This window comes from Acidisoma sp. PAMC 29798 (assembly GCF_030252425.1).
Classification (GTDB): domain Bacteria; phylum Pseudomonadota; class Alphaproteobacteria; order Acetobacterales; family Acetobacteraceae; genus Acidisoma; species Acidisoma cladoniae.
This window is the reverse complement of the sequence record NZ_CP126994.1, coordinates 4,331,766-4,356,699: the sequence shown is the minus strand read 5'-3', so window position 1 is coordinate 4,356,699 and position 24,934 is coordinate 4,331,766. Positions and strand designations below refer to the sequence as shown.

The window sequence follows — 24,934 nt, the reverse complement described above, 5'->3', positions numbered from 1 at the left end:
GGCGGGGACCACGCCGCCACAACGCCCTTGCTCGGTGATCGTCGGAAGGACCAAAATGTTCGTCATCCCCTATAAGCTGCTCACCCATCTCTGTCCGGTCGTGGATGGCAAGGTAACGATTCCGAAGAAGCTGCTCGATTTCCTGCTGATGAGTTTGCAGTCGCAGGCGGAGTTCGACGAGGACCGCTACCTGCGACACAACCCCGATGTCGCGGCCTCGATCCGCAAGGGCGAATGGGCGACGGGAAAGCAGCACTTCTCCAAATCGGGCTATTTTGAGGATCGTGGCGGCGCGGGCCTCGATGTCAACGAAGCCTGGTATGGCAAGGCCAATGCCGATGTCGGCCGCGCCATCAAGTCCGGGGACTGGGTGTCGGGTGAAACGCATTATTATACGCGCGGTATGTTCGAATGGCGTTGTCCGAACAAGGAGACGCTGGACGACTTTCAGTTCTGGAGGGATCTTCTGCTCGCCGCGAAGCCGGATGCGGAAAAGGTGCCGAGCACGACCGTCGAGCGCAGTGACAGCGCTGGCCCGTCGCCAGCGACATCCTGATCATGCCGCCAATCACCTAGCCCTGAAAACTCCGGAATGACCGACGACCGAGGTCCCCGTGCCATCTATGTGTTTAGAGGCAGCACCACGGAAGAATGTGGATATGCATAATGCGGACCTCACCGTCATGGCTGTAGCCGATTTGCGCGAAGATGCGTCGGCCGCCGAGGATGCCGGCGTGACCATACGGGCCCGCATATCCCCGGCGGGCAGCTATCAGCGTGCTCCCTTTTATTTTATCGATGCCAGCGATCTTGACGAAGATCAGACGACACTTCTTGCATCGTATCGCTCCCATCTGGAACAGCCCTATGGCGGGATCGATCATGCGGTCATGACCGACGCCCTGGTGACCGGCCAGGGCACGGTCATTACACGCGACTATTGTCTGGTGCGTGAAAGCGCTTTGGAATTCCTTGCCGCGAAACGCCCGCCGGACGGATGCATCAACGGACCGGATGGCGGCATGTCGCTGGTGGCCCCGCCCAACCGGCGCATCGAACGACCAACCCTCGTTTTACAGAGACCCTGGTTCGGAAATTACGGCCATTGGCTGATCGACAGTGCCGCCCTGTTAGCGTTGGTTGCCCGGGTGGCCATGCCGGCAGACTGGCAAATTGTCGTCGGCGCGCAAAGCCCGGGGATGCGAGCGATTGTGCTGGAAACCATCGCGCGGCTGGCCCCTGGGATCGACATTCTTGAGCGTCCATCGGCAGAAACCTGGGAATTCGCGTCTCTGCATTACCTGACGCCCGTCCATGTGCCGCCGCTGTACAAGCATCCGGAGGCACTGTCTTGCCTAAGATCCCTGGTGGTCAGTGGTCATCTTACCGCCGGGGCGCAGACACGACGGCTGTTCATCTCCCGGGGGGACGCGACGACGCGAAGATTGGTCAATGAAGACGAAATCCTCGGCGTCTGTGCCGAATTCGGCTTCATGGCCGTGCGTCCGGAACGGCTGACGCTCGAAGCACAGGCGGAGCTGTTTCGGAGCGCCAAGATCATCGTCGGGGTCAAGGGTGCGGCACTCACCAATGTCTTATTCTGCACAGCGGGTACCCATCTCATTACATTGTCCCCGAGTGACTTCCCCGACCCCTTCTTTTGGGATTTGGCAAGCCAAGGCGGTGTCCACTACTCCGAAATCTTTGGCCGTCTACTGACCCGCACCCATGCCCAAGGACACGGACCATTTGTCGTCGATCCGATTAGGCTGAGGACAATCCTCGGTGCGATCGAAGCCGAAGGGTGAAAGACCAAGCTACGCAAATGAGGCAGCCTCGCAAATGAAGAGGTCGTAGCGCGACTTGATATTGGCTTTCTATAAACGCGGTGGATTTAATGGCCGATCTGGTTTCAGGACTGTCGCATCAATGGACGTCGATTTCCGCTACCTTCGGCAAGGCCCGGAAGACTCAGCGCAACGCCCTCTCCGACGAAGAGGTGGTGTTTCTGCCGCCAGGTAGCCGACTTCAAGGCCGCCTTGTAGGTGAGATTGGATCGCATCTCGTCATCGACAATGCAATCGTCGATGGGACAGTGCCTATTAAAGAAGAAATTTGCTTCTTTACGAGCGCGCATTGGACAGAGACCACGCCGACGCCCGTTACAATGGAAGAGTTGGCCGACAATGTTTGGAGCTTTGGTGAGGTTGGCAAACCGGCGGCCTGCCATACGTTTCATTTTGCCGAAAACAGCCGCATTGGTGGCTACAAGAATGTGAATGAAGGTTTCTGGCGTCTCGAGAATGGGGAATTGCAGATACTCAACGAGAGTGGTCGTCTGACGTGGCGTTTTGGGCCGCTAATACAGGACGGCGCTGCGGCGCGGCTCGTCGGATTTTATGCGCCGAACCCGTTGATGGAACTTTACTTCGAACTGCGCCGCCAGCCCTCGATAGCCGGGCCTGAAGCACCTACCCGCCCAATCGTGGCGGTGGAGGGGAAGCCGGAGGATGACAGCGTGAAGCTAGTGATCTGGGACCTCGATGAGACCTTCTGGCTTGGCACTTTGGCGGAAGGTACGATCACGGCGGTGCCGGCGCACCTTGAGTTTGTTCGAACGCTGACTGCCCGGGGCATCGTGAACGGCATTTGCTCGAAAAATGATTTCGCCGCGGCGGAAGCGATGCTTCGGCGTCTTGGAATTTGGGAGTTTTTTATTTTTCCCCGCATCGCCTTTGCCCCAAAGGGATCGATGGTCGCGGACATCATTGACTCCGCCCAGTTGCGCGCCCCGTCCGTGCTGTTTCTAGACGACAATCCCATGAATCTTGAAGAGGCACGACACTATAATCCAGGGATTCAGACCGCAGATCCGGCAGCGATCCCCCAACTGCTGACGGACTCTCGGTTGCGTGGCAAACCGGATCCACGGTACGAGCGGCTCGCGCACTACAAAATTTTAGAGCAGAAACGACTTAAGCGCGAAGAATCTACAGGCGGAAATCTAGAGTTCTTGCGTCAGAGCGATGTTAGAATCAGTTTTCACCACGATCTGATGTCGGAATTTCCACGCCTCCATGACCTGGTCAACCGAACCAACCAGCTAAATTTCACGAAACGGCGCTGGTCCGAAAACGAGACCGAGGCCCGCGCGCAACTCAGCGGAGAGCTTGAGGAGAATTTCAATAGCCACGCCGGCTATGTGAAAGTCGCTGACAAATATGGCGACTACGGCATTTGTGGATTCTACCTGGTTGGCGAGGACATTGCGCAGCATTTCTTGTTTTCCTGCCGGTCGCTCAATATGGGAATTGAGCAATTCGTCTGGCACAAGGTCGGCCGCCCTTTCGTGCCGGTCAGCGGAGAAGTGGTCTCGACTTTTGGGCCAAAGCCGGATTGGATCAGCGTTGTGGAGAATGCGACGGCCGCACCTGTCGATGTCGGCGCGGTGCCACGCCGAAGGCTTTGCGTCCGAAGTGCTTGCGACCTTTTGATGATGACGCATTATCTGCGAACCGGATTCGAGACGATTGAGGAATTCACCTTCCCTTATCAGGGCTGGGGTATCCATCCAGCAGCGCGAGCGGTGGCGGTCGCTCCAGACCTACAGCATGGGGAAGGTGCAGGGCTGCTTGCCCGCATTCCAGGCATGCCACCGAAACGCTTCGACTCCGCCATTCTGAGCGGGGAGGCAGATGTCTATGTGTTGTCTTTCGTGTCGGAGATCTTTTCCACGATGCATCGCTCCCGCTCAACAGGGTTGATCCTGCCGTTCGCATGCGGGGCCTTTGGGAGTCGTTCCTTCGCCGAGGTGAGCTACGAAGACATGGTCAAGGCCGGAGTCAGTGTAGGCATGACGTCGGAGCAATGGTGCTTCATGCAAGAGGAGTTTGAGGCTCTCAAGCCGTTCGACAAAGCACTTCTAGCGGCTGATGTTTCTCGGATATTCGAAATGTTGCATCAGAAGACAGTGATCGTGTTGATGCTGAATAGTAAGATTGGTAATGATAGTTGGCTACTGAACCGCTTTGCGGAAATTAACGATCTGGTGCGCACGGTCGCGCAAGCCTTTGGTTGCCATATCGTCGAAATGAACGACTTTGTCTGCGACGCGGCCGATCTCGCGGAGCCGGACGGCAACGGGGCCCATTTCGCACGTTCCATCTATATGAGGCTTGCGGAGCGCGTGGCCAAACTTGCAGCGCGGGACAAGGGCTCGTGCGCCTCTAGGATGCTATACTGAGACGCCGGACCATAGTGCAAAAAGGCGTGACCCTAAACACCGTCGTTTCCCGATCACCGGCAGCTCGGTCAGCCGTGCAACCACCGCCTGCGGCCGGTCCACCCCCTGGTCTAAGAACGGTGACTGGAGGCTTGGCCCACCGACGTCGGCGATCTCTTAGATGCAAATTCGTCGGCACCGAAACCAAAAGCGTTCACCATTACTCGTTGACGACGCTGTAGTTGCTTCCGGGTCACGTCAAAGCCGCGACACCACCGCTGCGTCCTCAATCACCGGCAACTCGGTCAGTCGTGCGACCAACGCCGCCGGGCCGTCCAGCACCTCATAGAAACTATGGCTGGCGGCCGGCGCGAAGCCCTGGTCGATGAGGGACTGCACCAGCGCCAGAAAGGGCGCCGCCCAGCCGGCGACGTCGCAGATCAGGATCGGCTTGGCGTGAAGGTCGAGCTGGCGCCAGGTGATCATCTCCACCGTTTCGTCCAGCGTGCCCAAGCCACCCGGTAGCGTGACGAAAGCATCCGACATTTCGAACATCCGGCGCTTGCGGCTATGCATGCTGTCGGTCACGATCATTTCGGATATGCCGGTATGGGCGATCTCGCGCCGGGCGAGAAAGTCCGGAATAATGCCGATCACCGCGCCGCCGGCCGAAAGCGCGCCATCGGCCACCGCCCCCATGATGCCGATGCTGCCGCCGCCATAGATCACGGCGATTCCGGCTTCAGCCAGCAGCCGCCCGAGCAGGGTCGCGGCCTGACGGCACGCGGGATCGCTGCCGGAGGAGGCGCCGCCGAACACACTGACTGACTTGATCGCCGGCATGGGCAGGTCCTTTCCAAGGCGAGAAACGCCTGATCTTGGTGGCAGGGCCAGTCCGGGGACGCAACCCTTATGGATGCGCCCCGCCAGCTGGACACCGAACCCAAAACCAGGCGGCTGTCCCAAAATCATGATATCTACCGCGCCGAGATGACAGTTTCCGAATCGAGAATCGCGCATGACTGAGGCGACACATAATCGAACAGCCCCCGCGGGCCGCCCCGCGCGCTCGGCCGTGCCGGCGATTCTGATCCTGCTCTGCCTGCTCGGGGCCGGCGGCGTCTACCTCTACGACAAGAACCGCACAGCCGCGCCAAGCCATGTCGCCGCCGTCGTCGCGCCTCAGCCGCAGCCGATCGCGTCATCGCCCGCCGCGCCCAAGCCAGCGCCACAACAGGCCATGACGCAGCCCGCCTCAACGCAGCACGCCACAACGCCGCAAGCCGCGCCCGCCGTGACAGCAGCGCCTGCACCGACCGTCGATGTCGTGCGAGTCGATAAGAATGGCGCCTTGGTCATGGCGGGTCAGGCCCCGGCCGGAGAGACGGTCACCGTCCGCAACGGGGAAACGGTGCTCGGCCAGGCCACGGCCGACCCCAATGGCCAATGGGTCTTCCTACCCGATGCGCCGCTGCCCGCCGGGGTTCATCAGCTCAGCCTGTCGAGCCAGGGCGTCACGGCCGTTCAAAACCCGGCGGCACGGACGACGGTGCTGCTCAATGTTCCGACCGTCGGCGGCCCCGCTGCGACGGCGACCGTATCGGGCACCACGACCCCGGCCACCGCCTTGAATGCGGGACCGCTGGTCGTCGTCAGCCAAGGCACCGCCGCGCCACGCCTCTTGCTCGCCCCGCCCGGCAGCCATCCCGGCGTGGTCGGCCTGGATGTCGTGCAATATGACGACAAGGGCCGCATCCGCTTCACCGGCCATGCCCATGCCGGCCGCACCGTGCGCCTCTATGTCGATAACCAGGCCGTGGGCGATGCCGTCGCGGATCCCAGCGGCCAATGGTCCCTCAGTCCCACGAACGACCTGGCGCCGGGGCTGCATAAGCTGCGCACGGATGAGCTGGCGCCCACGGGCAAGGTCGCGGCGCGCAGCGAGGTCCCCTTCGCGCGAGCGGACGTGACGAAGGGTCTGAACGCCGGCCAAGCCATTGTGCAGCCGGGCGATTGCCTCTGGACCATTGCGCGGCAGAGCTATGGCCACGGCGTGCAATACACCGCCATCTTCCAGGCCAATCTCGACCAAATCCGTGATCCCGCCTTGATCTATCCGGGCCAGGCCTTCCGGATGCCGACCGCCGACGAAGCTGCCCATGCGCCGCCACCGCTGCCACGTCACGAAGGGGGCAAGACAAGCAAGGGGTAGAACTGGTAACACGCCGCCATCATGGCCCATGGCAGCGCTTTCCGCTTCGTCTTCTCCCCGCCTCATCCGGCGGCACGCCCCTTCCTGGTGATCGCCGGGGTGGTCGTGCTCGCGGGGCTTGTCTTCGCGGGGTGGCTCGCCTGGATCGGCGTCCTGTTCCTGCTGTTCTGCCTCTATTTCTTCCGCGACCCCGAGCGGTTCCCGCCGCCGCGCCCCGGCGCGCTGCTGGCCCCGGCCGATGGCCATATCGTGAGCGTCTCGCTCGCCGTGCCGCCGCAGGAACTGGGTCTTGGTGCCCTGCCGCGTTGGCGCGTCGCCATCTTCCTGTCGGTGCTGGACGTGCATGTGAACCGCATGCCGGCGGATGGCACGGTGACGCGCATCGCCTATCGTCACGGCAAGTTCCTCAGCGCCAACCTCGATAAATCGGCCGATGAGAATGAGCGCAATGCCCTGGCCATCCGCCTGCCGGACGGGCGGGAGATCGCGGTCGTGCAGATCGCCGGCCTAATCGCGCGCCGCATCGTCTGCAATGTGCGCGAAGGCGATCATGTCCAGGCGGGTGGCCGCTTCGGCATCATCCGCTTTGGAAGCCGCACCGATCTCTATCTGCCCGAAGGCGTGCTGCCCTTGGTCTCGGAAGGCCAGAAGATGGTGGGCGGCGAGAGCGTGATTGCTGAGCTATCCGCCGAGCCCGCTTTCAGCGCCGCGCCTTCGGTCTCAGGCGGCAGTTTCTTTTGAGCGCGCCCCGCGCCCCCGGTGAGCCGGACGGCCGGATCTGGCCGGTTCGACGACGCCCGCGGCGCGCGCGCCCACCGCATCGGCCGCGATTCAAAGGACCATCCTTCAATCGCGTGCTGCCGAATATCCTGACCATGCTCGGCCTCTGCGCCGGGCTGACCGGCATTCGCTTCGCCCTCGCAGGTCATTTCGATGCCGCCGTGGTGGCCATCGCCGTCGCCGGGTTGATCGACGGGTTGGACGGTCGCATCGCGCGGCTGCTGAAGGGCACGTCCCGCTTCGGGGCCGAGTTCGACAGTCTGGCCGACTTTCTGTGCTTCGGTGTCGCGCCCGCCTTCATCCTCTATATGTGGTCCCTCAGCGCCTATGGCGGCTTGGGGTTCATCCCGTCCCTCATGTTCGCGGTCTGCATGGCGCTGCGCCTGGCGCGCTTCAATGCGGCGCTCGATGCCACGCCCGTCGCCACGTATACGGCCGGCTTCTTCACCGGCGTGCCGGCGCCGGCCGGCGCCGGCCTCGCGCTATTCCCTGTCTTCGTGGGTTTGGAGGCGCGCACGCGCGACCTGCCCTGGCTAACCAACCTGTCTCATGCGCCGAGCATCGTGGCCTTGGTGCTGATCGGCACCGCAATCCTGCTGGTCTCCACAGTGCCGGTCTGGAGCTTCAAAAACTTCAAGGTTCCGGCCGAATACGTGCTGCCGCTGCTGCTCGGAACCGGTGTCTTCGCGGCCATCCTATTCGCGGAGCCCTGGGCCGCGCTTGCGGCCGGCGGTCTGATCTATGTCGCCATGCTGCCGTTCAGCATGCGGAGTTTTCGGCGTCTGCGGCAGGAAGCTGAGGACATGCGAACGGGCGGACAGCTCGACGTTTTCTAGCCGGCAGGCGGCAGGTTGAACGGTGTGATGATCTGAACAGCCGACAGCGCAGGGCCGGGACTGTCCCGTAGAGCGCCCTGCGCTTGCATGATGTGCCGGCATGCCAGGCGCATATCCTGCCGCAGGTCATGATGCAGAACGGCGCTGACCCTGCCGGCCCGCAGCAGGCGCGCATTGTCGCTGTCCAGATCATGCGCGACATAGACCATGCAGGGCCGGCCGACATCCGCGAAGGCCGCGAGCACGGCGGTATTGCCGCCGCCGATGGAATAGGCGCCGAGGATGGCGTCGTCCTCCGTCAGGGCGCGGCGGGCGAGGGCCGCCGTCTCCCGGTCGATGCCATGGCCTTCGCTAATTTCGACGATGCCGATGGTGGGGTGGCGCAGGCGAAGCGCCTGGCGAAAGCCGACCTCCCGCTCCTCCTCACCCCGAAATCGGTTGCTGCTGAGGGTGACAAGGATTTTGGCCGGCAGGGCGCCCAGCCAGGCGCCGATGAGATAGGCGGCGGTTTCCCCCGCCGCGCGATTGTCGATGCCGACATAGGCGCAGCGGCGGGCATGCGGAAGATCCGTCGCGATGGTCACCACTGGAATGCCCGCCCGCACCAGCCGGTCCACGGCCGCCACCACCTCGGGCAGGTCGCGGGCCTTGAGGATGACGCCATGGCTGCCGCGCCGGCCGATCCGCTCCAGCGTTTCGACCATCTCGGTGGTCGGCAGCGCTTCCGTCAGATGGAAGCGGGACCGGAAGACCGCCGGCTGCAGCATGGGCAGCTCCGTCTCCAGCGCGATACGCACTTCGGCGCTGAATCGCGTCGGCGCCTCCATGACCAGATCGATGGTGAAGCGCCGGCCGGTCAGGGCGCGTTGGCGGCTCTGGGTCGTAAGGGCGTCCATCGCTTCCGTCACGCGCTGGACCGTCAGGCTGCGCACCCCCCCGCGCCTGTTCAAGACGCGATCGACCGTCGCTTCGCTGACACCGGCCTGGACGGCGATTTCCTTGACCAGAAAGTCCCGCGACATGGAGCGCCTTTGAGGGTTTTTTGAGGGATTCGTGACGGTGCCGAGGACCGCTTCCGGTTCTAGTCTCATGACAGAAACGGAAACAGGGACCGTGCCATGAAAACCGACAATCTCGGTCAACTGCGCGCCGATCGGGTCTTCCTCACCCAGGACAGCGCCTGGCTGGATGATCTTCTGCCACTCGTGACGCGCGAGACCAGCCTGGACGACTATCCCTTCGCGGCCGAGGTAGCGTCGAAGGTCCTGGTCTATGACTGCGATGCCATTCGCGCGGCGGTCGCGGCGCCGCAGACGCGGCGGGCCGTGCTGGCGGAATGGGCCGAAGCCTTGATGACTGGGCCGGGCATCATCGTGCTGCGGCGGGCCTTCACCGATATGGCGACCATCGACGCGGCATCGGACACGTTTCGCGCCATCATTGCCGACCAGCACGCCCATAACACCGGCGGCGGCGACCATTTTGCCAAGCCCGGCGCCAATGACCGTATCTGGAATGCGCAGGAGAAGCTGTGCCTCCGCGCACCAGAGACCTTCGCCGCCTATTTCGCAAACGACATCGTGGCGCTGATCTCCGAGGCCTGGCTCGGGCCAGCCTATCAGGTCACGACGCAGGTCAATGTCGTGAACCCCGGCGGCGCGGCCCAATCAGCGCATCGCGACTACCACCTCGGCTTTCTGACGCCGACGCAGATGGAGCGGTACCCCGCCCATGTGCATCGGCTGTCACCGGCCCTGACGCTGCAGGGGGCAGTCGCGCATTGCGACATGCCGGTCGAGACGGGGCCCACGCTGTACCTGCCCTATTCGCAGCAATACGAGCCCGGCTATCTCGCCGTGACGAAGCCAGACTTCGCCGCCTATTTCGATGCGCATCTGGTGCAACTGCCTTTGGCGAAGGGTGACGCGGCGTTCTTCAACCCGGCTCTGTTTCATGCCGCCGGCACCAATCGCTCGGCCGATGTGCGGCGCATGGCCAATCTGATCCAGGTCTCCTCGGCCTTTGGCCGCGCGATGGAGAGCATGGACCGCAGCCGCATGAGTGCGGCGCTGTATCCGGCGCTGCTGGCTATGGTGGCGGATGGCAGACTGTCGATGGCGCAGGCAGCCAATGCCATTGCGGCCTGCGCGGAGGGCTATCCCTTCCCGACCAACCTCGACCGTGACCCACCGATCGGGGGCCTCGCGCCGCCGAGCCAGCAGGCGCTGATGCTGGCGGCCTTGACGGAGGGACGGTCGGCCTATGCGTTCGAAGCCGATCTGGTGGCGCAGAGCGAGCGGCGGTTGACGTAAGCCAGGCGGCTAAAGCCGATAGGCCTGCTTGACCAATCGATAGGCGAGGTCGTGGGCGAGGTCATGCGCTTCATCCTCGTCAAGCCGATGATCGGCAACGAGCTTGGCGAGGAATGCGCAATCGCATCGCCGCGCCATGTCATGGCGCGCGGGAATGGAGAGATAGGCGCGGGTATCGTCGTTGAACCCAACTGTATTCCCGAAACCCGCTGTCTCCGTCGTCAATTCCCGAAAGCGCTTCATGCCCTCGGGGCTATCGAAGAACCACCAGGGCGGCCCCAGCCGCAAGGCGGGATAATGCCCGGCGAGCGGCGCCAATTCGCGGCCGAAGCTGGTCTCATCCAGGGTGAACAGCACAAGCGTCAAGCGCGGGTCATTGCCCACCGCGTCCAGCAGCGGTTTCAGCGCCCGCACGTAATCTGTCGCGGTCGGAATATCGGCGCCAATGTCGGTGCCGAAGCGCGCAAAGACAGCGGGGTTGTGATTGCGGAAGGAGCCCGGATGGATCTGCATCACCAGACCATCCTGCGTGCTCATCCGCGCCATTTCGGTCAGCATCTGGGCGCGGAACATCTCCGCCTCAACGGGTGTCGCGTTGCCGCGCGTCACAGTCTCGAACAGCCGCGCGGCATCGGCGACATCGAGGTCGGCTGTCGCGGCGGTGGAGTGGCCGTGATCGGTCGCGGTCGCACCGAGGCTCTTGAAGAAGGCGCGGCGGATGCGATGCGCGTCGAGATAGCCGTGCCAGGTCATCGCCGTATCGGTCAGTGCGGCGAATTGCGCCACATTGGCCGCGAAGCCCTCACGCTCGGGATCGACGACGAAATCGGGGCGATAGCAGGGGATAACGCGGCCCGGCCAGCCGGAGGCGCGGATGGTCTGGTGATCGCGGAGGTCGCTCAGCGCGCCGTCCGTTGTGGCAATCGCCTCGATGTTGAAGCGCTCGAACAGGGCGCGCGGCCGAAACTCCGGTCGGGTGAGGCAATCGGCGATCTGGTCATACAGCCGGTCGGAATTGGCCTCCGACAGGCGCTCGGTGATGCCGAAGACATCCGCCAGGGCTTGCTCGAACCACAGCCGAGTCGGCGTGCCGCGAAACAGCGGGAAGTGCCGGGCGAAGAGCCGCCAGACGGCACGATTGTCAGTCTCGGTCGGGCCGCCGTCCCGCCGCGCGATGCCGAGCGCTTCCAGCGAAACGCCCTGCGAATAGAGCATGCGCGTGACGTAATGGTCCGGCTTGACGAAAAGCGTGGTGGGATCGCTGAACGCCTCATTCTCGGCATACCAGCGGGGATCGGTATGGCCATGCGGCGACAAGATGGGCAGCGTGGCGACGCCATCATACAGCCGGCGCGCGATGGCGCGGGCTTCGGCTTCGATCGGCAATAGCCTGTCAGGATGCAGCGCCATGGTCGGACCTCGTTACTGTGCCTGAGAGGTTTCCGCCAAAGCGTCACTGAGCAGATCGAGCAAAGCCCCGGCGAAGGCGCGCATATTCGCGACGCGGTCGTCGCTGCCGGTCTCGAGGGTGATGACGCGCTCGATCGGGCCGCTGATGGCGATGCAGCTATGGCCGGAGGCGTCGCCGTAGCGATTGCCGCTGGGACCAGCCGCGCCGGTTTCGGCAATACCCCAATCGGTGCCGAAACGCGCCCGGACGCGCCGGGCGAGCAACTGGGCATAGGGTTCGGAGGAGGAGCGGATGCCTGCCATATCCTGCTCAGTGATGGCGAGCAGGCTGGTGCGGGCGCGCTGGGTATAGACCACGGCGCCGCCCATGAAATAGGCGCTGGCGCCGGGCACTGCGAGCAGTGCGGCGGAGACCAGGCCGCCCGAGGAGGATTCCGACACCGCGACGGTCTGCTGTCGGGCCTTAAGGATGGCCCCGACCGCCTCAGCCTTGGGGAGTAAATCCCGCATCACACAGCCTTTCGAAAGCCAGGATGATGACTTTAAGAGGCCTTTGGTCTCTCGTCATGGCCCGCGAAGGCGGGCCATGACGTTTGGAACGGAACCCGTCAGAGGTCGTCCTTGCCCACCGCGCCGCCGACGATCTCTTCGGCGACGACATCGCTGTCATCATCGTCCTCGTCCAGCTTCTCGACTTCGTCTTCCTCTTCTTCGTCCTCGGCGTCGTCTGCCGCTTCAGCCGGCGCTTCGACATGGGAGATTTCGAGCGCCTTCGCCTTCTTGTCGAAGGGCTTATAGGTGCCGGGCTTCAGACGCGCGACCTCGGCGGCCTGCATGACGCCGCATTTCGGGCAGAGGGGTTGCGGCTTGCCAAGGTCAAAGAACCTCGTTCCACAGGACGAACAGGTACGCTTAGCGCCGAGTGCCGCGGCAACCATGGGAAGACCTCTTATGCGAAGGATATGGCGGACGAAGACGCCACAATCACCGGAAGGTCAAGATTTCCGTGGTCTTTCCGGCGCATAGCGGTTCCCCGGAGGGGTTTAGACCACCGGCGGCGGGCCGAGTGTCCGTCGGCCGAAGCCGACAAGGCCCAGAATGGCCAGGATCGGAAAAATGAGGGATGCGGCCCCGATCCAAGGCGCACTGAACCCGGCCACAAGGCAGCCGCCAAGGAAGCTGAGCACCGTCATCAGCATCCGCTTGGCCTGCCGTTCGAGGATGACTCGCTGATCTGTGGTGCGGCTGATGGAACGGAAGTGACAGAAATGGGCGACGGTATCGCTCAGGACCTGGGTGATATTGCCGGTCATGACGGTCGAGGGCGGCAGGTTGTTGAGGATCAGCCGCATGATGGTGTTCTGCAACGCCATGGCCATGAGGGTGAAGGTGCCGACGATGATGGTGGTCTCGTCGTTCGGGTTAAGCGCCGGCGGTAAAGCGATCAGGCCGATGGCCGCACAGAAAAGCAACGCCGCTTCCAGCAGAAGCGCCGGCAGGAACGGATCCCGCCGGCGTTCCGCGAGCGCGCCGATAAACCAGGCCGATGCCATGACCGCCGCACAGAAGATCGGCACCGCAATGACGTTGAGGATGACGTGGTACTGATGATGCGCGAGGTCGATCGCGAGGAAGACCAGGTTGCCGGTGACATGGGCGGGCAGCAGCCCACCGAGGGTGGTAAAACCGAAGACGTCGATAAAGCCGGCGACGAAGCCGAGGCCAATCACGAAGGCGGAATGCTCGACACGCTGCATGGGCGGGACCTTATGGGTGCGGTCTCGGGGAGGCAACAGACCCCCGAATGCCATTGCGTCATGGGCCAGTCCCTGTAAGCTCCTCTTTAAAATAACGATGATCTGGGATGGGTACGATTGACCGAGACGATCCTGGAAACATCTGGGCTATCGAAGGTTTTCGGGGGTTTCTCGGCCGTCGATCGCGTTGACCTCCGCGTCGAGGCGGGCAGTATCCACGCCCTGATCGGCCCGAATGGCGCCGGCAAAACCACCTGCTTCAACCTCTTGACCAAATTCCTCCAGCCCAGCGCGGGTACGATCCGCTTCAAGGGTGAGAATATCACGCGCCTGAAACCGGCAGAAATCGCGCGCCGGGGCATGGTGCGCAGCTTCCAAATCTCTGCCGTCTTCGGCCATCTCACCGCTCTCGAAAACGTGCGCATCGCCTTGCAGCGTGATCGGGGCGCCAGCTTCGACTTCTGGCGGTCCGACCGGGTGCTGAACCGCTATGACGCACGCGCGCGCGCGCTGCTGGCGGATGTCGGGCTTGAGGATGTCGCGGACAGTCCGGCCGCCGAATTGTCTTATGGCCGCAAACGCGCGCTTGAAATTGCCACAACGCTCGCCCTCAATCCGGTGTTGATGTTGCTGGACGAACCGACCGCCGGCATGACCGAGGCCGATGTCAGCCGCATCGTCGCCTTGATCCGGCGACTGCGCACCGGCCGCACCATCCTCATGGTGGAACACAACTTGTCCGTCGTATCCGGCCTATCCGACCGCATCACCGTGCTGACGCGCGGCCGGGTTCTGGCCGAAGGTGATTACGAGGCGGTGGCCAAGGACCCCGCTGTCATCACGGCCTATCTCGGCACCGATCATGCTTGAGGTTCGAGGTCTGAACACTTGGTATGATGAAAGCCATGTCCTCCATGGCCTGGATTTCGAGGTGCGGGAAGGTGAGGTCGTCACCCTGCTCGGCCGCAACGGCGCCGGCAAGACCACGGCGCTGAAATCGATCATGGGCCTGGTGCCGCGCCGCGAGGGGAGCATCAAATTTCGCGGTGCCGAGCTGGTTCGCGCGCGGCCCGATGTTGTCGGGCGCAGTGGCATCGGCTTTTGTCCAGAAGAGCGCGGCATCTTCGCCGGCCTCAGTGTGACGGAAAATCTGCTTCTGCCGCCGATCATCGCCCCCGGCGGCATGACGGTCGATGAAATTCACCGCCTGTTTCCAAACCTGAAGGAGCGGGCGCGCAGCCCCGGCACCAAGCTTTCCGGCGGCGAGCAGCAGATGTTAGCCATCGCGCGCATCCTGCGCACTGGGGCGAAGCTTTTGCTTCTCGATGAGCCGACCGAGGGTCTGGCACCCGTCATCGTGCAGCAGATCGGGGTGATGATCGCCGAGATCAAACGGCGCGGCTTTACGGTGCTTCTGGTCGAGCAGAATTTTCGCTTCGCCTCGAAACTCGCTGACCGTCACTATGTCGTCGAGCACGGGCAGATCGTCGATATGATCCCGAACCACGCCTTAGGGGCGCGGATGGCGCAATTGCAAAAGAGGCTCGGGGTCTAAACGCGACTCAACCAAAAGGGGATACAATAATGACCGTCACAAGACGCACTATTCTCGGCAGCGCCGTCGCTGCATCGGCACTCGCCTTACCCAGTGTCAAGGCGCGCGCAGCCGGAAAGCCGCTCACCATCGGCGTTTGCAGCGACTTTTCCGGCACCTATAGCGATGTCGGCGGCAATACCTCCGTCGCTTGCGTGCAGCAGGCACTTGCGGATTGGGGCGCGGCCGCCAAGGGCTATGATGTCACGGTCATCAAGGGTGATCACCAGAACAAGCCGGACGTCGGCGCCGGTCTGGCGCGGCAGTGGTTCGACAATGGTGTCGATCTGCTCATTGATGTGCCGAACTCTGCCGTCGCGCTCGCCATTGCCGGCGTCGCTGCCGCCAAGAACAAGGCCTATATCAACACCAATGCCGCGACCTCCGCCCTCACCGGGCCGAAGTGCAACGCCAATACCATCCACTGGTCCTACGACACCTATATGCTGTCGCATTCGACCGGCGGCGCCATGGTCGCGGCCGGCGGCAAGAGCTGGTTCTTCATCACCGCCGATTACGCCTTCGGCCATCTTCTGCGTGACCAGACAACGGCGGTGATCAAGGCGGCCGGTGGCACGGTGGTGGGTGGCGTCGCCTATCCCTTTCCGCAGACGACCGACTTCTCGTCCTTTCTGGTGCAGGCGCAATCCTCCGGCGCGCAGGTTCTCGGCCTCGCGAATGCCGGCAAGGACACGGTCAATTCCATCAAGCAGGCGCATCAGTTCGGCATTACGCAAAGCGGCATGAAGATCGCGGGCTTGCTGATCTACTGTAACGATATCCATGGCATGGGCTTGGACATCGCGCAGGGATTGGTGCTGACGGAAAGCTTCTATTGGGACCTGAACGACAAGACCCGCGCCTTCACCAAGCGCGTGCTGCCGCGCACGCCGAACAACTATCCCTCGATGGCGCAGGCCGGCTGCTACAGCGGCACGACGCATTTCATGAAGGCGGTCGATACGATGGGTCTCGATGCCGCCAACAAGAGCGGTGCGGCAATCATCGCCCAGATGAAGAAAATGCCGACGAGCGATGACGCGTTCGGGGAATGTTCGGTGCGCGAGGACGGGCGGTTCATGTGTCCGTCCTATCTGTTTCGCGTCAAGACGCCGGCCGAGAGCAAATACCCCTGGGACTATTACAACCTCATCCATACGTCCTCGGCGGAGCAGACCTTCGCGCCCCTGGCGACGGAAGGCTGTCCCTTGGTCAAGGCGTAAGAGCCACGCCATGGTGATGATCCTCGGCAAGCCGGCGCCGTTGCTGTTCGGGCAATTGCTGCTCGGCATCATCAACGGTTCCTTCTACGCGATGCTGTCGATGGGTCTCGCGATCATCTTCGGCTTGCTGAAGATCATCAACTTCGCCCATGGCGCGATGTTCATGGTCGGCGCCTTCGTCACCTGGGGGCTGTTCACCTATTTGGGTGTCGGCTTCTGGGCGGCACTGATCTGCGCCCCGGTGATTGTCGGCGCCTTCGGGCTTCTGCTCGAACGCGCCTTCATCCGGCCGATCTACAAGCTCGATATCCTATATGGCCTCTTGCTCACCTTTGGCATGGCGCAGGTGCTGCAAGGCTTGGCGACCAATTACTTCGGCAGTTCCGGCGTGAGTTACGACGCGCCGCCGGCGCTGTCGGGCGTGCTCAATCTCGGCTTCATGTATCTGCCGGTCTATCGCGGCTTCGTGGTGATCGCGGCCATCATCATTTGCGCCGTCACCTGGTTCGCGGTGGAGAAGACCAAGCTCGGCGCCCTGCTGCGCGCCGCGACGGAAAACCCGTCCCTGGTGCAGTCCTTCGGCGTCAATGTGCCGCGCCTGATCGCGCTGACCTTCGGCGGCGGCGTCGCTTTGGCGGCGCTCGCCGGCGTCCTCGCGGCGCCCCTCTACTCGGTCAACCCCGCCATGGGATCGGACCTCATCGACACGGTCTTCGCCGTCGTCGTCATCGGTGGCATGGGGTCGATCGGCGGCGCCATCCTCACCGGCTTCGGGCTCGGCATCATCGAAGGTTTCACGGATGTCTTCTATCCGCCCGGATCGGCGGTGGTGGTTTTCGTGGTCATGGCGGTGGTGCTGTTGGGCCGGCCCGCCGGCCTGTTCGGCAAGGTCGCCTGAATGTTTGGGTTCAATCGCGGCCAGCAACTCAGCTTCGTCCTCCTGCTCATCCTGGTGATCGGCGCGCCCTTCGTTCTGTATCCGATCGTCGTCATGCAGGTGATGTGCTACGCGATCTTCGCCATGGGTACGAACTTGCTGATGGGGTCGGTCGGCCTGCTCTCTCTGGGCCAGGCCGCCTATTTCGGCCTCGGCGGCTATGTCGCGGGCTATCTGGTGCAGAGCGTCGGCTTGACGCCGGAACTCGGCATCGTCGCAGGCGGCGTGGCCGGCGCCGCCCTCGGCGGCGCGTTCGGCTGGCTCGCCATCCGCCGCCAGGCCATCTATTTCGCGATGATAACCCTGGCGCTCGCGCAGATCGTCTATTTCGGGGCGGTGCAGGTGACGGGTTTCACCGGCGGCGAGAACGGTATTCAGGGCATTCCGCGCGGCGCGCTATTCGGGTTCCTGCCTTTGGCGAGCGACCGCGCGATGTACGCCCTGGTCGCGGTCATCTTCCTCGCCGGTGTGATCTTCATTCACCGTGTGGTGCATTCGCCCTTCGGCCAGGTGATCAAGGCGATCAGGGATAGTGAGCCGCGTGCCATGTCCCTCGGCTACAAAGTTGAAAGCTATAAGTGGATCATCTTCGTGCTCGCCGCCGCGCTCGCGGGTGTCGCGGGTGGCACCAAGGCGATGGTGATGGGCATCCAGACGCTGTCAGACGTCGGCGGCAGCACCTCCGGCCTTGTGGTGCTGATGGTCCTGTTGGGTGGCATCGGCACCATCTTCGGGCCGATCCTGGGCGCCCTGATCGTCATTGCCATGCAGTATTACCTGGCGCCGTTCGGCGCCTGGGTCGTGGTGATCCAAGGCGCCATCTTCATGGCCTGCGTCCTGGTCTTCCGCCGGGGCATCATCGGCGAAGTCGCGTATCGGCTTCGCACCCAGCTCTAACCGGCCCGGTGGCGCGATCGGTTAACCCGGCACGAGCAGCAGCGCGCCGTTCGCGGGAATGACCATCGTGGCGGATGCCGGAAATCCGTCACACGGCACGCCTTCGGCCATCAGGCCGCCGCCGTTGCCAGTGGGCTGCGGATTCGGAAAATTGTCATAGACGTCGCTATTGAGGACTTCGCGCCACGCGCCCGCCAAGGGCAGTCCGATGCGGTATCCAAACTTTGTGTGCTCGTCTAGGCTTATAACAAGAATGACATCTTGGCCAAGCCCTTCGAGCCAGCGATGGAGGACAAGAACCCGGTCAAAGCTATTGACCCGCGACACACGAAGATTCGGGCCCCGGAGTGCGGTCCAATCGCGGCGCGCGCGGATCATGTCCTGAGTGAAACGGAGAAAGTCGGCGCGGTTCTTGTCCGAGGCCGCAGCGGCCCAATCGATGTGGTTCGCGACCAAAGCGGGATTGTCCGACCAAAGGTGCCATTCAAGCGTCTCCTGGCCCATGAACAAGGCAGGAATGCCCCGCGCCGCGAGCAGGATCGCGAGAGCGACGCGGGCACGGCTGCGCCCGAACCAGGATGTCGCGTCCGAGGGATCGGCTAGTCCGGCGACACGAGCCGCATCCCCATGGCCCCAATAGGTGAGGTCCTGGTTTTCAAGGCATTGGACCAACTGCCATCCCTCCCCCACCACAGCGACAAGGCCGCTTGCAACAGGGTCGAGGTCGATCGACGCGGTCTCACCGGCCGCAGCCTGCGTCAGCACATCCCGAACCGCATTGCGCAAGCCGTCACCAAGTTCGGCATCGAACCCGAGCCCGGCAGAGGGCGGCGTCACGGCCGTGGGCCGGTCAGGATCCCAATACTCTGCAATGCCGATGGCCGAGGGTTTGAGGAAGCGCAGTGTGGAGGTGAGATCCTGACAGAGCTGCCGTCCGCCATTGTCCGAGATGACGCGGACCTCGTCGTAGCGAATGCCGTCGATTCTGTATTCGCGCAAGAAGAACGCGGCGTTATCGATCAGAAACTGCCGCACATCTGCATTCCAGTATGCGAAGATGAGGCCGCCCGCCCAGCCTTGGTCGGTGAAGTAGAGGCTGTCATTATTATTGCCACGGGGACGGCAGTCAAAAAAGAACAGGCTGCCATCGTCGAAGCTGCCGCCCGCGTGATTATAGACGAGGTCGAAAATCATCGCGATGCCATGGGCATGCGCCAAGTCGACCAGACATTTCAACTGGTCGATGCCCCGCGTCAGCGGCGGCAGTGTTCCGCCAAATTGCTGAAACAACGGGCCAAGCACGGCACTGTAAGACGCGACCTCGCCCGGCGGGACCAGATAGTCACCCTCCGGCGAGAAATAGTCGACGCCGTTATAGCCCATGCTGAACTGCGATTCGAACTCCTGCACAGGCAGTAACTGGATCGCATTGACACCCAGTGCCGCGAGATAAGGAAGGTGCGCGGCCACATCGAGGAAGGTGCCATGTCTCGCTGGGTCGGCGATATGCCAGGTTCCGACGTGCAGCTGATAGAGGATCAAATCTGAAAACTCGGGCGTGCGCCATTGCGGGAATTGCCAGGCGTAGCCATTCGGATCGCGCACCACGCAGGCGCAAGCCGGAAACGCCGGTTGCAGCGCAAGCTCCCGTGCCTGTGGATCTCGCTTGGCGCCAGAGCCCCATTTCTGTGTCGGATCAGGACCGTCGATCCAGAACATATAGGTGTCGCCGTCCCGCAGGTTCGGCGCAAAGCCCGCCCAGCTGCCGTCGCCGAGCGGGTGCAGCGCATCGCCCGCCAAGGGTGTGGCGGAGGCGTCCTGGATAAGCGCGACCCGTGTCGCCGACGGTGCCCAACAGCGGAAATAGGTGCCCGTCAGCGCAGGGGTCGCACCCATGGGTGTCTTGCCGCCGAGATCGCTGATCTGGACCACCATCTGACATCCCGCCGGACATTATGAGTTCGAGACTAAATATCGCCTCGGGAAAATGCGAGCACGGAATGCTGTAACGATGTCTGGGAAAAGCGCAGGATCGGCTCCTACCCTTCCAGAACAGGCAAGGCCCCAGAAGTCTTGACCTGACCCAAAGCGAAGCTCGATTCAATCGACGCGATGCCGTCTAACCGCGTCAGCTTCGTCTTCAGGAATCGCTCATATGCCTGCACGTCCCGCACTACGATCCGCAAAAGATAGTCGCGCGGTCCAGTCATCAAATAACAATCCACGACTTCCGGCCACCGCGCGATCATCATCGAAAAACGGTCCAGCTCTTCTTCCCGCGTTCGCTCCAACTTGATCGAGGCGAAGACGCTGACCGGAAGACCGACCTTCTCCTGGTCGATGACCGCAGTATAGCCCTTGATGACGCCACTCTCCTCCAGCAGCCGCACCCGGCGCAGGCATGGCGACGGGGAAAGCCCACACTGGCCGGCCAGATCCTGAACCGTCTGCCGACCATCCGCCTGCAAGGCGGCGATGATCTTCCGATCGATGGCGTCCAAATGCGGCATTAGCCGTTCCTGCCAAGTTTATGGTCTTGGCGGCAGATTAGCACCCCAATGGGCTCGAACGAAGGCTCACTTTAGTCAAAACCACCCACCGTCGTGGCGTAAGCTCGTCCCATAATGAGGAGCATCACCATGACGGATCGACGGCTGGACATCCTTGCGGACCTGGAGCGCAAGATCCTCTGGTTGGCGGTCTGGACCATCCACAATGCCAACCACCTGCGGATTAGCCAGGATGGGCTGAAGGTCGGCGGCCATCAGGCTTCCTCTGCCTCCTCCGCCACCATCATGACGGCGCTCTACCTGGCGGTGCTGCGGCCCGAGGATCGCGTCGCGGTCAAGCCACATGCGGCGCCGGTGTTTCACGCCATTCAATATCTGCTCGGCAACCAGACGCGCGAAAAGCTGGAAGCCTTTCGCGGTTATGGCGGCGCGCAATCCTATCCCTCCCGCACCAAAGACACCGACGACGTCGACTTCTCCACCGGATCGGTCGGTCTCGGTGTTGCGCAGACGCTATTCTCGTCCCTGGTGCAGGATTACCTGCGGGTCCGCGGCTGGGGCGTCGATCGCCCTGAGGGGCGCATGGTGGCGCTGCTCGGCGACGCTGAAATGGATGAAGGCAATATCTTCGAAGCGCTGCTCGAAGGATGGAAACACGGGCTGCGCAATACCTGGTGGGTGGTGGACTACAATCGCCAGAGCCTGGATGCGGTGGTGCGGGAAGGGCTTTGGTCGCGGCTGGAAGCGACCTTCCGCAACTTCGGCTGGGATGTGGTGGTGCTGCGCCATGGCACCCTCCAGCAGGCGGCCTTTACCGAACCCGGCGGCGCGGCCTTGCGCCAATGGATCGAAAGCTGCCCCAATCAGCTCTATTCCGCCCTCATCTTTCAGGGCGGCGCCGCCTGGCGAAAACGCCTGCTGAACGACCTCGGTGACCAGGGCGCGGTCTCTGCCTTGATCGAGCGCCGCAGTGACGATGAGCTGGCCGCCCTCATGGGCAATCTGGGCGGCCATGACCTGCCGCTGCTGCTGGAAGCCTTCGCGGCGGCGCGGCTGCATGACAGGCCGGTGTGTTTCCTGGCCTATACGATCAAGGGATCCGGCCTGCCGCTCGCCGGCCATAAGGACAATCATGCCGGACTGATGACGCCGGCTCAGCTCGATGTGCTGCGTGACAGCTTGCAGATACGCGCCGGCCATGAGTGGGAACCCTTCGAAGGATTGCGCCTTCCGGCCTCCGACCTTCGTGATTTCCTGGCCACCGTCCCGTTTAACCAAGCGGGGCCGCGCCGCTTTCAGGCGCCGGTCATTCCCGTGCCCGCCACGCTGACGGTGCCAGCGCAGCCGACCATGTCCACGCAACAGGGTTTCGGCTTGCTGATGCATGAGCTGGGCAAGGGCGACACGGACTTGGCGCGCCGCATCGTCACCACCTCCCCCGATGTCACCGTCTCCACCAATCTTGGCGCTTGGGTCAATCGTCGCGGACTCTTCGCCAAGGAGGAACTCGCAGACCTGTTCAAGAAGGAACGTATCCCCTCCACCTTCAACTGGCAGTTCTCACCGGGCGGCCAGCACATGGAACTGGGCATCGCCGAAATGAACCTGTTCCTGATGCTCTCGGCGCTCGGCCTGAGCCATGCGCTGCATGGGGAGCGGTTGATTCCCATCGGCACGCTGTATGACCCCTTTATCGAACGCGGCCTCGATGCCCTCAACTACGCCTGCTACCAGGATGCACGGTTCGTGGTGGTGGCCACGCCTTCCGGCGTGACGCTCGCACCCGAAGGCGGCGCGCATCAATCCATCGCGACGCCACTGATCGGCATGGCGCAGGATGGGTTGGCAAGCTTCGAGCCCGCCTTTGTGGATGAGCTGGCCATTATCCTGCGCTTCGCCTTCGCGCATGTGCAGCGTTCGGAGGCGGCGGACCCACGGTCCCTGCTGCGCGACGAAAGCGGAGGCTCGGTCTATCTCCGCCTCTCGACCCGCGTCCTTGAACAGCCGCAGCGCAGCACGACGCCGTTGGTGACAGAGGATGTTCTGCAAGGCGCCTATTGGCTGCGCAAGCCTGGCCCGAACGCCCAGGCGATCATCGCCTACACCGGCGCGGTGGCGCCGGAAGCGATGGAGGCCGTGGGATTATTGGGGGAGGACCGGCGCGACGTGGGCCTGCTGGCGGTGACCTCGGCCGATCGCCTCCATGCCGGCTGGGTCGCCGCGCAACGAGTGCGCGAAGCGGGCATTCCGCAGGTGAACAGCCATATCGAGACGCTGTTGGCGGAGCTGCCCTCCCACTGCGGCTTGGTCACCGTTCTCGACGGTCATCCCGCGACCTTGAGCTGGCTCGGCTCCGTCCATGGCCATCGCCTGCGCGCCTTGGGTGTCGAGCGCTTCGGGCAGACCGGAACCACCGCGGATATGTATCGCCACCACGGGCTGGATGCTCAGGCGATTATGGGCGCGGCGCAAGCCGTATCGCTGGGCCGCCCTGTACGCCACGTTCGGCAGTCATATCGCTGAGCCCACAGCGGCGTCAGCCTGGTCACGCAAGGCCTTCTCCCGGATCGTAGTCAGGCTGGCACCAGGGGTCAGCGCTTCAGGATCGACGATGAGGTGGATGATGGCGGGAAGCCCTGAAGCGACGGCCCGCTCGAAGGCGGGCAGAAAGGCGTCCGTGCTCTCGACCCGCTCGCCATGTCCGCCAAAGGCGACCGCATAGGCTGCGAAATCCGGATTGCGCAGCTGCGTGCCCGATACGCGACCGGGATAATGCCGCTCCTGATGCATGCGGATGGTGCCGTACATGCCGTTATCCACGATGATGACGATGATGGGCAGGCCATACTGAACCGCTGTGGCGAATTCCTGACCGTTCATGAGAAAGCAGCCATCACCCGCGAAGCACACCACCATCCGCTCCGGCAGCAGACGCTTGGCGCCGACCGCTGCCGGCAGGCCGTAGCCCATGGAGCCGGACACGGGCGCAAGCTGCGACCCAAACGACCGGAAGCGGAGAAACCGCTGAACCCAGATCGTGTAATTGCCAGCGCCATTCGTGACGATCGCATCCGCAGGCAAACGGTCCCGTAGGGAGACGATGATGTCACCATACTGCACCGAGCCGGGCAGCTTGGGCGCCGTGTCGGTCCAGGCCAGAAAATCGGCGTGCGCCTGGCGCGTCTCGGCATGCCACGGCACAGCGCGGCTGGGCGAGAGCGCCTCCAATCCACGCGAAAGCCCGTCCGGCGTTGCCTGGATGGCCAAGGTCGGATGATAGACCCGCCCGAGTTCGGCCGTATCGGCATGGACATGAACGATCGTCTGCCGAGGCGTCGGAATGTCGAATAGCGTATAGCCTTGGGACGGAATCTCGGCCATGCGCGTGCCGAACATTAACACCAAGTCAGCCGCCTCGATGCGCGCCCTGAGCTTGGGGTTTGGGCCAATACCAAGTTCGCCACCGTAATTCGGATGGTCGCCACTCAACAGCATCGCGCGCCGAAAGGTCGTCGCCACCGGCAGGTCGAACCGCTCGATGAAGCCGCGCAGGCGCAGCAGGCTGTCCGCCGTCCAACCGGACCCACCCAGCAGCAAGACAGGCTTGCGGGCATCCTCCAAAAGTTCCTGCAAAGCGGCAAGCTGTATGGCACTCGTTGCTGTCTCCACCGGCTCGATGCGGCCTGCGGGAAAGGCCAGCGCCATGTCTGTGAGCATATCCTCGGGAAGGGAAATCACCACAGGTCCAGGCCGCCCCTGCATCGCCACGTGGAAGGCCCTGGCAATGATTTCGGGCACGCGCGCGGCATCCTCGATCTCCACCACCCACTTCGCCATCGTTCCGAAGACGGCCTTGAAGTCCATCTCCTGAAACGCGCCGCGACCTTTCATGTCCCGGGCGACCTGGCCCACGAAAAGAATGAGCGGCACGGAGTCATGTTCGGCGATGTGGATGCCCGGTGAGGCATTCGTGGCACCCGGTCCGCGCGTCACCATGGCGATTCCCGGACGCCCGGTGAGGCGCCCGACGGCATCGGCCATCATCGTGGCGCCGCCTTCCTGGCGGCAGATCGTGACCGCGATCGGTGTGCCGTGCAGGGCGTCGAGCACTGCCAGAAAGCTTTCGCCTGGCACGCAGAAGACATGCTCGACGCCCTGTGACAGCAGGCAATCGACCACGAGCTGACCGCCCGTGCGCGGCGTGGCATTTGGCAAAGTCATGCCTTCGTCTCCGTTTGCTTGAT

General features: G+C 63.1%; 22 protein-coding genes. 13 read left to right on the top strand and 9 right to left on the bottom strand.

Annotated elements, in window-relative coordinates; genetic code table 11:
• Window positions 1–55: 55 nt before the first annotated feature.
• The 3 genes from QP803_RS20945 (at window position 56) to QP803_RS20935 (ending at window position 4,243) form a co-directional block, all read left to right on the top strand.
• A complete protein-coding gene (locus tag QP803_RS20945) occupies window positions 56–556 on the top strand; it encodes a hypothetical protein (protein WP_284945403.1) in 501 nt (166 codons plus the stop codon).
• Between the two features lie 103 nt (window positions 557–659).
• Window positions 660–1,808, top strand: a complete 1,149-nt coding sequence (locus QP803_RS20940) for a glycosyltransferase family 61 protein (protein WP_284945402.1) — start codon at window positions 660–662, stop codon at window positions 1,806–1,808.
• Between the two features lie 89 nt (window positions 1,809–1,897).
• On the top strand, window positions 1,898–4,243 hold the full coding sequence (locus QP803_RS20935) for a phosphatase (protein WP_284945401.1): 2,346 nt from the start codon (window positions 1,898–1,900) through the stop codon (window positions 4,241–4,243).
• 237 nt (window positions 4,244–4,480) lie between these two features.
• On the opposite strand, the gene QP803_RS20930 is transcribed toward QP803_RS20935, so the two are convergent.
• A complete protein-coding gene (locus QP803_RS20930; protein WP_284945400.1) occupies window positions 4,481–5,065 on the bottom strand; it encodes an LOG family protein in 585 nt (194 codons plus the stop codon).
• A 175-nt stretch (window positions 5,066–5,240) separates the two neighbouring features.
• Between QP803_RS20930 and QP803_RS20925 the strand changes: the two genes are divergently transcribed.
• Genes QP803_RS20925 through QP803_RS20915 form a run of 3 tightly spaced genes read left to right on the top strand, consistent with a single transcriptional unit; the run spans window position 5,241 to window position 8,050 of the window.
• Entirely contained in the window at window positions 5,241–6,434 is a 1,194-nt protein-coding gene (locus QP803_RS20925) for a LysM peptidoglycan-binding domain-containing protein (RefSeq protein ID WP_284945399.1), read from the top strand.
• A gap of 21 nt (window positions 6,435–6,455) precedes the next feature.
• On the top strand, window positions 6,456–7,175 hold the full coding sequence (locus tag QP803_RS20920) for a phosphatidylserine decarboxylase (protein WP_284945398.1): 720 nt from the start codon (window positions 6,456–6,458) through the stop codon (window positions 7,173–7,175).
• Window positions 7,172–8,050 (top strand): CDP-alcohol phosphatidyltransferase family protein, encoded by an 879-nt coding sequence (locus QP803_RS20915; protein ID WP_434082875.1) that lies wholly within the window; start codon window positions 7,172–7,174, stop codon window positions 8,048–8,050. Before QP803_RS20920 ends, QP803_RS20915 begins: the two co-directional genes overlap by 4 nt.
• On the opposite strand, the gene QP803_RS20910 is transcribed toward QP803_RS20915, so the two are convergent.
• A complete protein-coding gene (locus tag QP803_RS20910) occupies window positions 8,047–9,072 on the bottom strand; it encodes a LacI family DNA-binding transcriptional regulator (protein ID WP_284945397.1) in 1,026 nt (341 codons plus the stop codon). The two genes, QP803_RS20915 and QP803_RS20910, sit on opposite strands and share 4 nt — an antisense overlap.
• 96 nt (window positions 9,073–9,168) lie before the next feature.
• Between QP803_RS20910 and QP803_RS20905 the strand changes: the two genes are divergently transcribed.
• A complete protein-coding gene (locus tag QP803_RS20905) occupies window positions 9,169–10,362 on the top strand; it encodes a phytanoyl-CoA dioxygenase family protein (protein WP_284945396.1) in 1,194 nt (397 codons plus the stop codon).
• A 9-nt stretch (window positions 10,363–10,371) separates the two neighbouring features.
• On the opposite strand, the gene uxaC is transcribed toward QP803_RS20905, so the two are convergent.
• The 4 genes from uxaC to QP803_RS20885 form a co-directional block, all read right to left on the bottom strand.
• A complete protein-coding gene (uxaC, locus tag QP803_RS20900) occupies window positions 10,372–11,772 on the bottom strand; it encodes a glucuronate isomerase (RefSeq protein ID WP_284945394.1) in 1,401 nt (466 codons plus the stop codon).
• A 12-nt stretch (window positions 11,773–11,784) separates the two neighbouring features.
• Window positions 11,785–12,282: a CinA family protein gene (locus tag QP803_RS20895; protein ID WP_284945393.1), complete on the bottom strand. Its 498-nt coding sequence runs from the start codon at window positions 12,280–12,282 to the stop codon at window positions 11,785–11,787.
• Between the two features lie 98 nt (window positions 12,283–12,380).
• Window positions 12,381–12,710 carry an FYDLN acid domain-containing protein gene (locus QP803_RS20890; RefSeq protein ID WP_284945392.1) on the bottom strand — a complete coding sequence of 110 codons (330 nt, stop codon included), beginning with the start codon at window positions 12,708–12,710 and terminating at the stop codon, window positions 12,381–12,383.
• A 105-nt stretch (window positions 12,711–12,815) separates the two neighbouring features.
• Window positions 12,816–13,529, bottom strand: a complete 714-nt coding sequence (locus tag QP803_RS20885; RefSeq protein WP_284945391.1) for a YoaK family protein — start codon at window positions 13,527–13,529, stop codon at window positions 12,816–12,818.
• Window positions 13,530–13,646: 117 nt separating this feature from the next.
• On the opposite strand from QP803_RS20885, the gene QP803_RS20880 reads away from it, so the two are divergent.
• The 5 genes from QP803_RS20880 to QP803_RS20860 are packed head-to-tail and all read left to right on the top strand — an operon-like array spanning window position 13,647 to window position 18,180.
• Entirely contained in the window at window positions 13,647–14,399 is a 753-nt protein-coding gene (locus QP803_RS20880; RefSeq protein ID WP_284945390.1) for an ABC transporter ATP-binding protein, read from the top strand.
• Window positions 14,392–15,084 (top strand): ABC transporter ATP-binding protein, encoded by a 693-nt coding sequence (locus QP803_RS20875; protein WP_284945389.1) that lies wholly within the window; start codon window positions 14,392–14,394, stop codon window positions 15,082–15,084. Before QP803_RS20880 ends, QP803_RS20875 begins: the two co-directional genes overlap by 8 nt.
• A 29-nt stretch (window positions 15,085–15,113) precedes the next feature.
• Entirely contained in the window at window positions 15,114–16,346 is a 1,233-nt protein-coding gene (locus tag QP803_RS20870) for an ABC transporter substrate-binding protein (RefSeq protein ID WP_284945388.1), read from the top strand.
• Window positions 16,347–16,356: 10 nt separating this feature from the next.
• Entirely contained in the window at window positions 16,357–17,244 is an 888-nt protein-coding gene (locus tag QP803_RS20865; protein ID WP_284945387.1) for a branched-chain amino acid ABC transporter permease, read from the top strand.
• Window positions 17,245–18,180 carry a branched-chain amino acid ABC transporter permease gene (locus QP803_RS20860; protein ID WP_284945386.1) on the top strand — a complete coding sequence of 312 codons (936 nt, stop codon included), beginning with the start codon at window positions 17,245–17,247 and terminating at the stop codon, window positions 18,178–18,180.
• Window positions 18,181–18,201: 21 nt separating this feature from the next.
• Here the strand turns inward: QP803_RS20860 and QP803_RS20855 are convergent, their stop codons facing one another.
• Window positions 18,202–20,115 carry an alpha amylase C-terminal domain-containing protein gene (locus tag QP803_RS20855; RefSeq protein WP_284945385.1) on the bottom strand — a complete coding sequence of 638 codons (1,914 nt, stop codon included), beginning with the start codon at window positions 20,113–20,115 and terminating at the stop codon, window positions 18,202–18,204.
• A gap of 104 nt (window positions 20,116–20,219) precedes the next feature.
• Window positions 20,220–20,690 carry an Lrp/AsnC family transcriptional regulator gene (locus QP803_RS20850; protein WP_284945383.1) on the bottom strand — a complete coding sequence of 157 codons (471 nt, stop codon included), beginning with the start codon at window positions 20,688–20,690 and terminating at the stop codon, window positions 20,220–20,222.
• 129 nt (window positions 20,691–20,819) lie between these two features.
• On the opposite strand from QP803_RS20850, the gene QP803_RS20845 reads away from it, so the two are divergent.
• Window positions 20,820–23,213 carry a thiamine pyrophosphate-binding protein gene (locus QP803_RS20845; RefSeq protein WP_284945382.1) on the top strand — a complete coding sequence of 798 codons (2,394 nt, stop codon included), beginning with the start codon at window positions 20,820–20,822 and terminating at the stop codon, window positions 23,211–23,213.
• Here QP803_RS20845 and QP803_RS20840 read toward each other — a convergent pair.
• On the bottom strand, window positions 23,202–24,911 hold the full coding sequence (locus tag QP803_RS20840) for a thiamine pyrophosphate-binding protein (RefSeq protein ID WP_284945381.1): 1,710 nt from the start codon (window positions 24,909–24,911) through the stop codon (window positions 23,202–23,204). The two genes, QP803_RS20845 and QP803_RS20840, sit on opposite strands and share 12 nt — an antisense overlap.
• Window positions 24,912–24,934 lie beyond the last annotated feature (23 nt).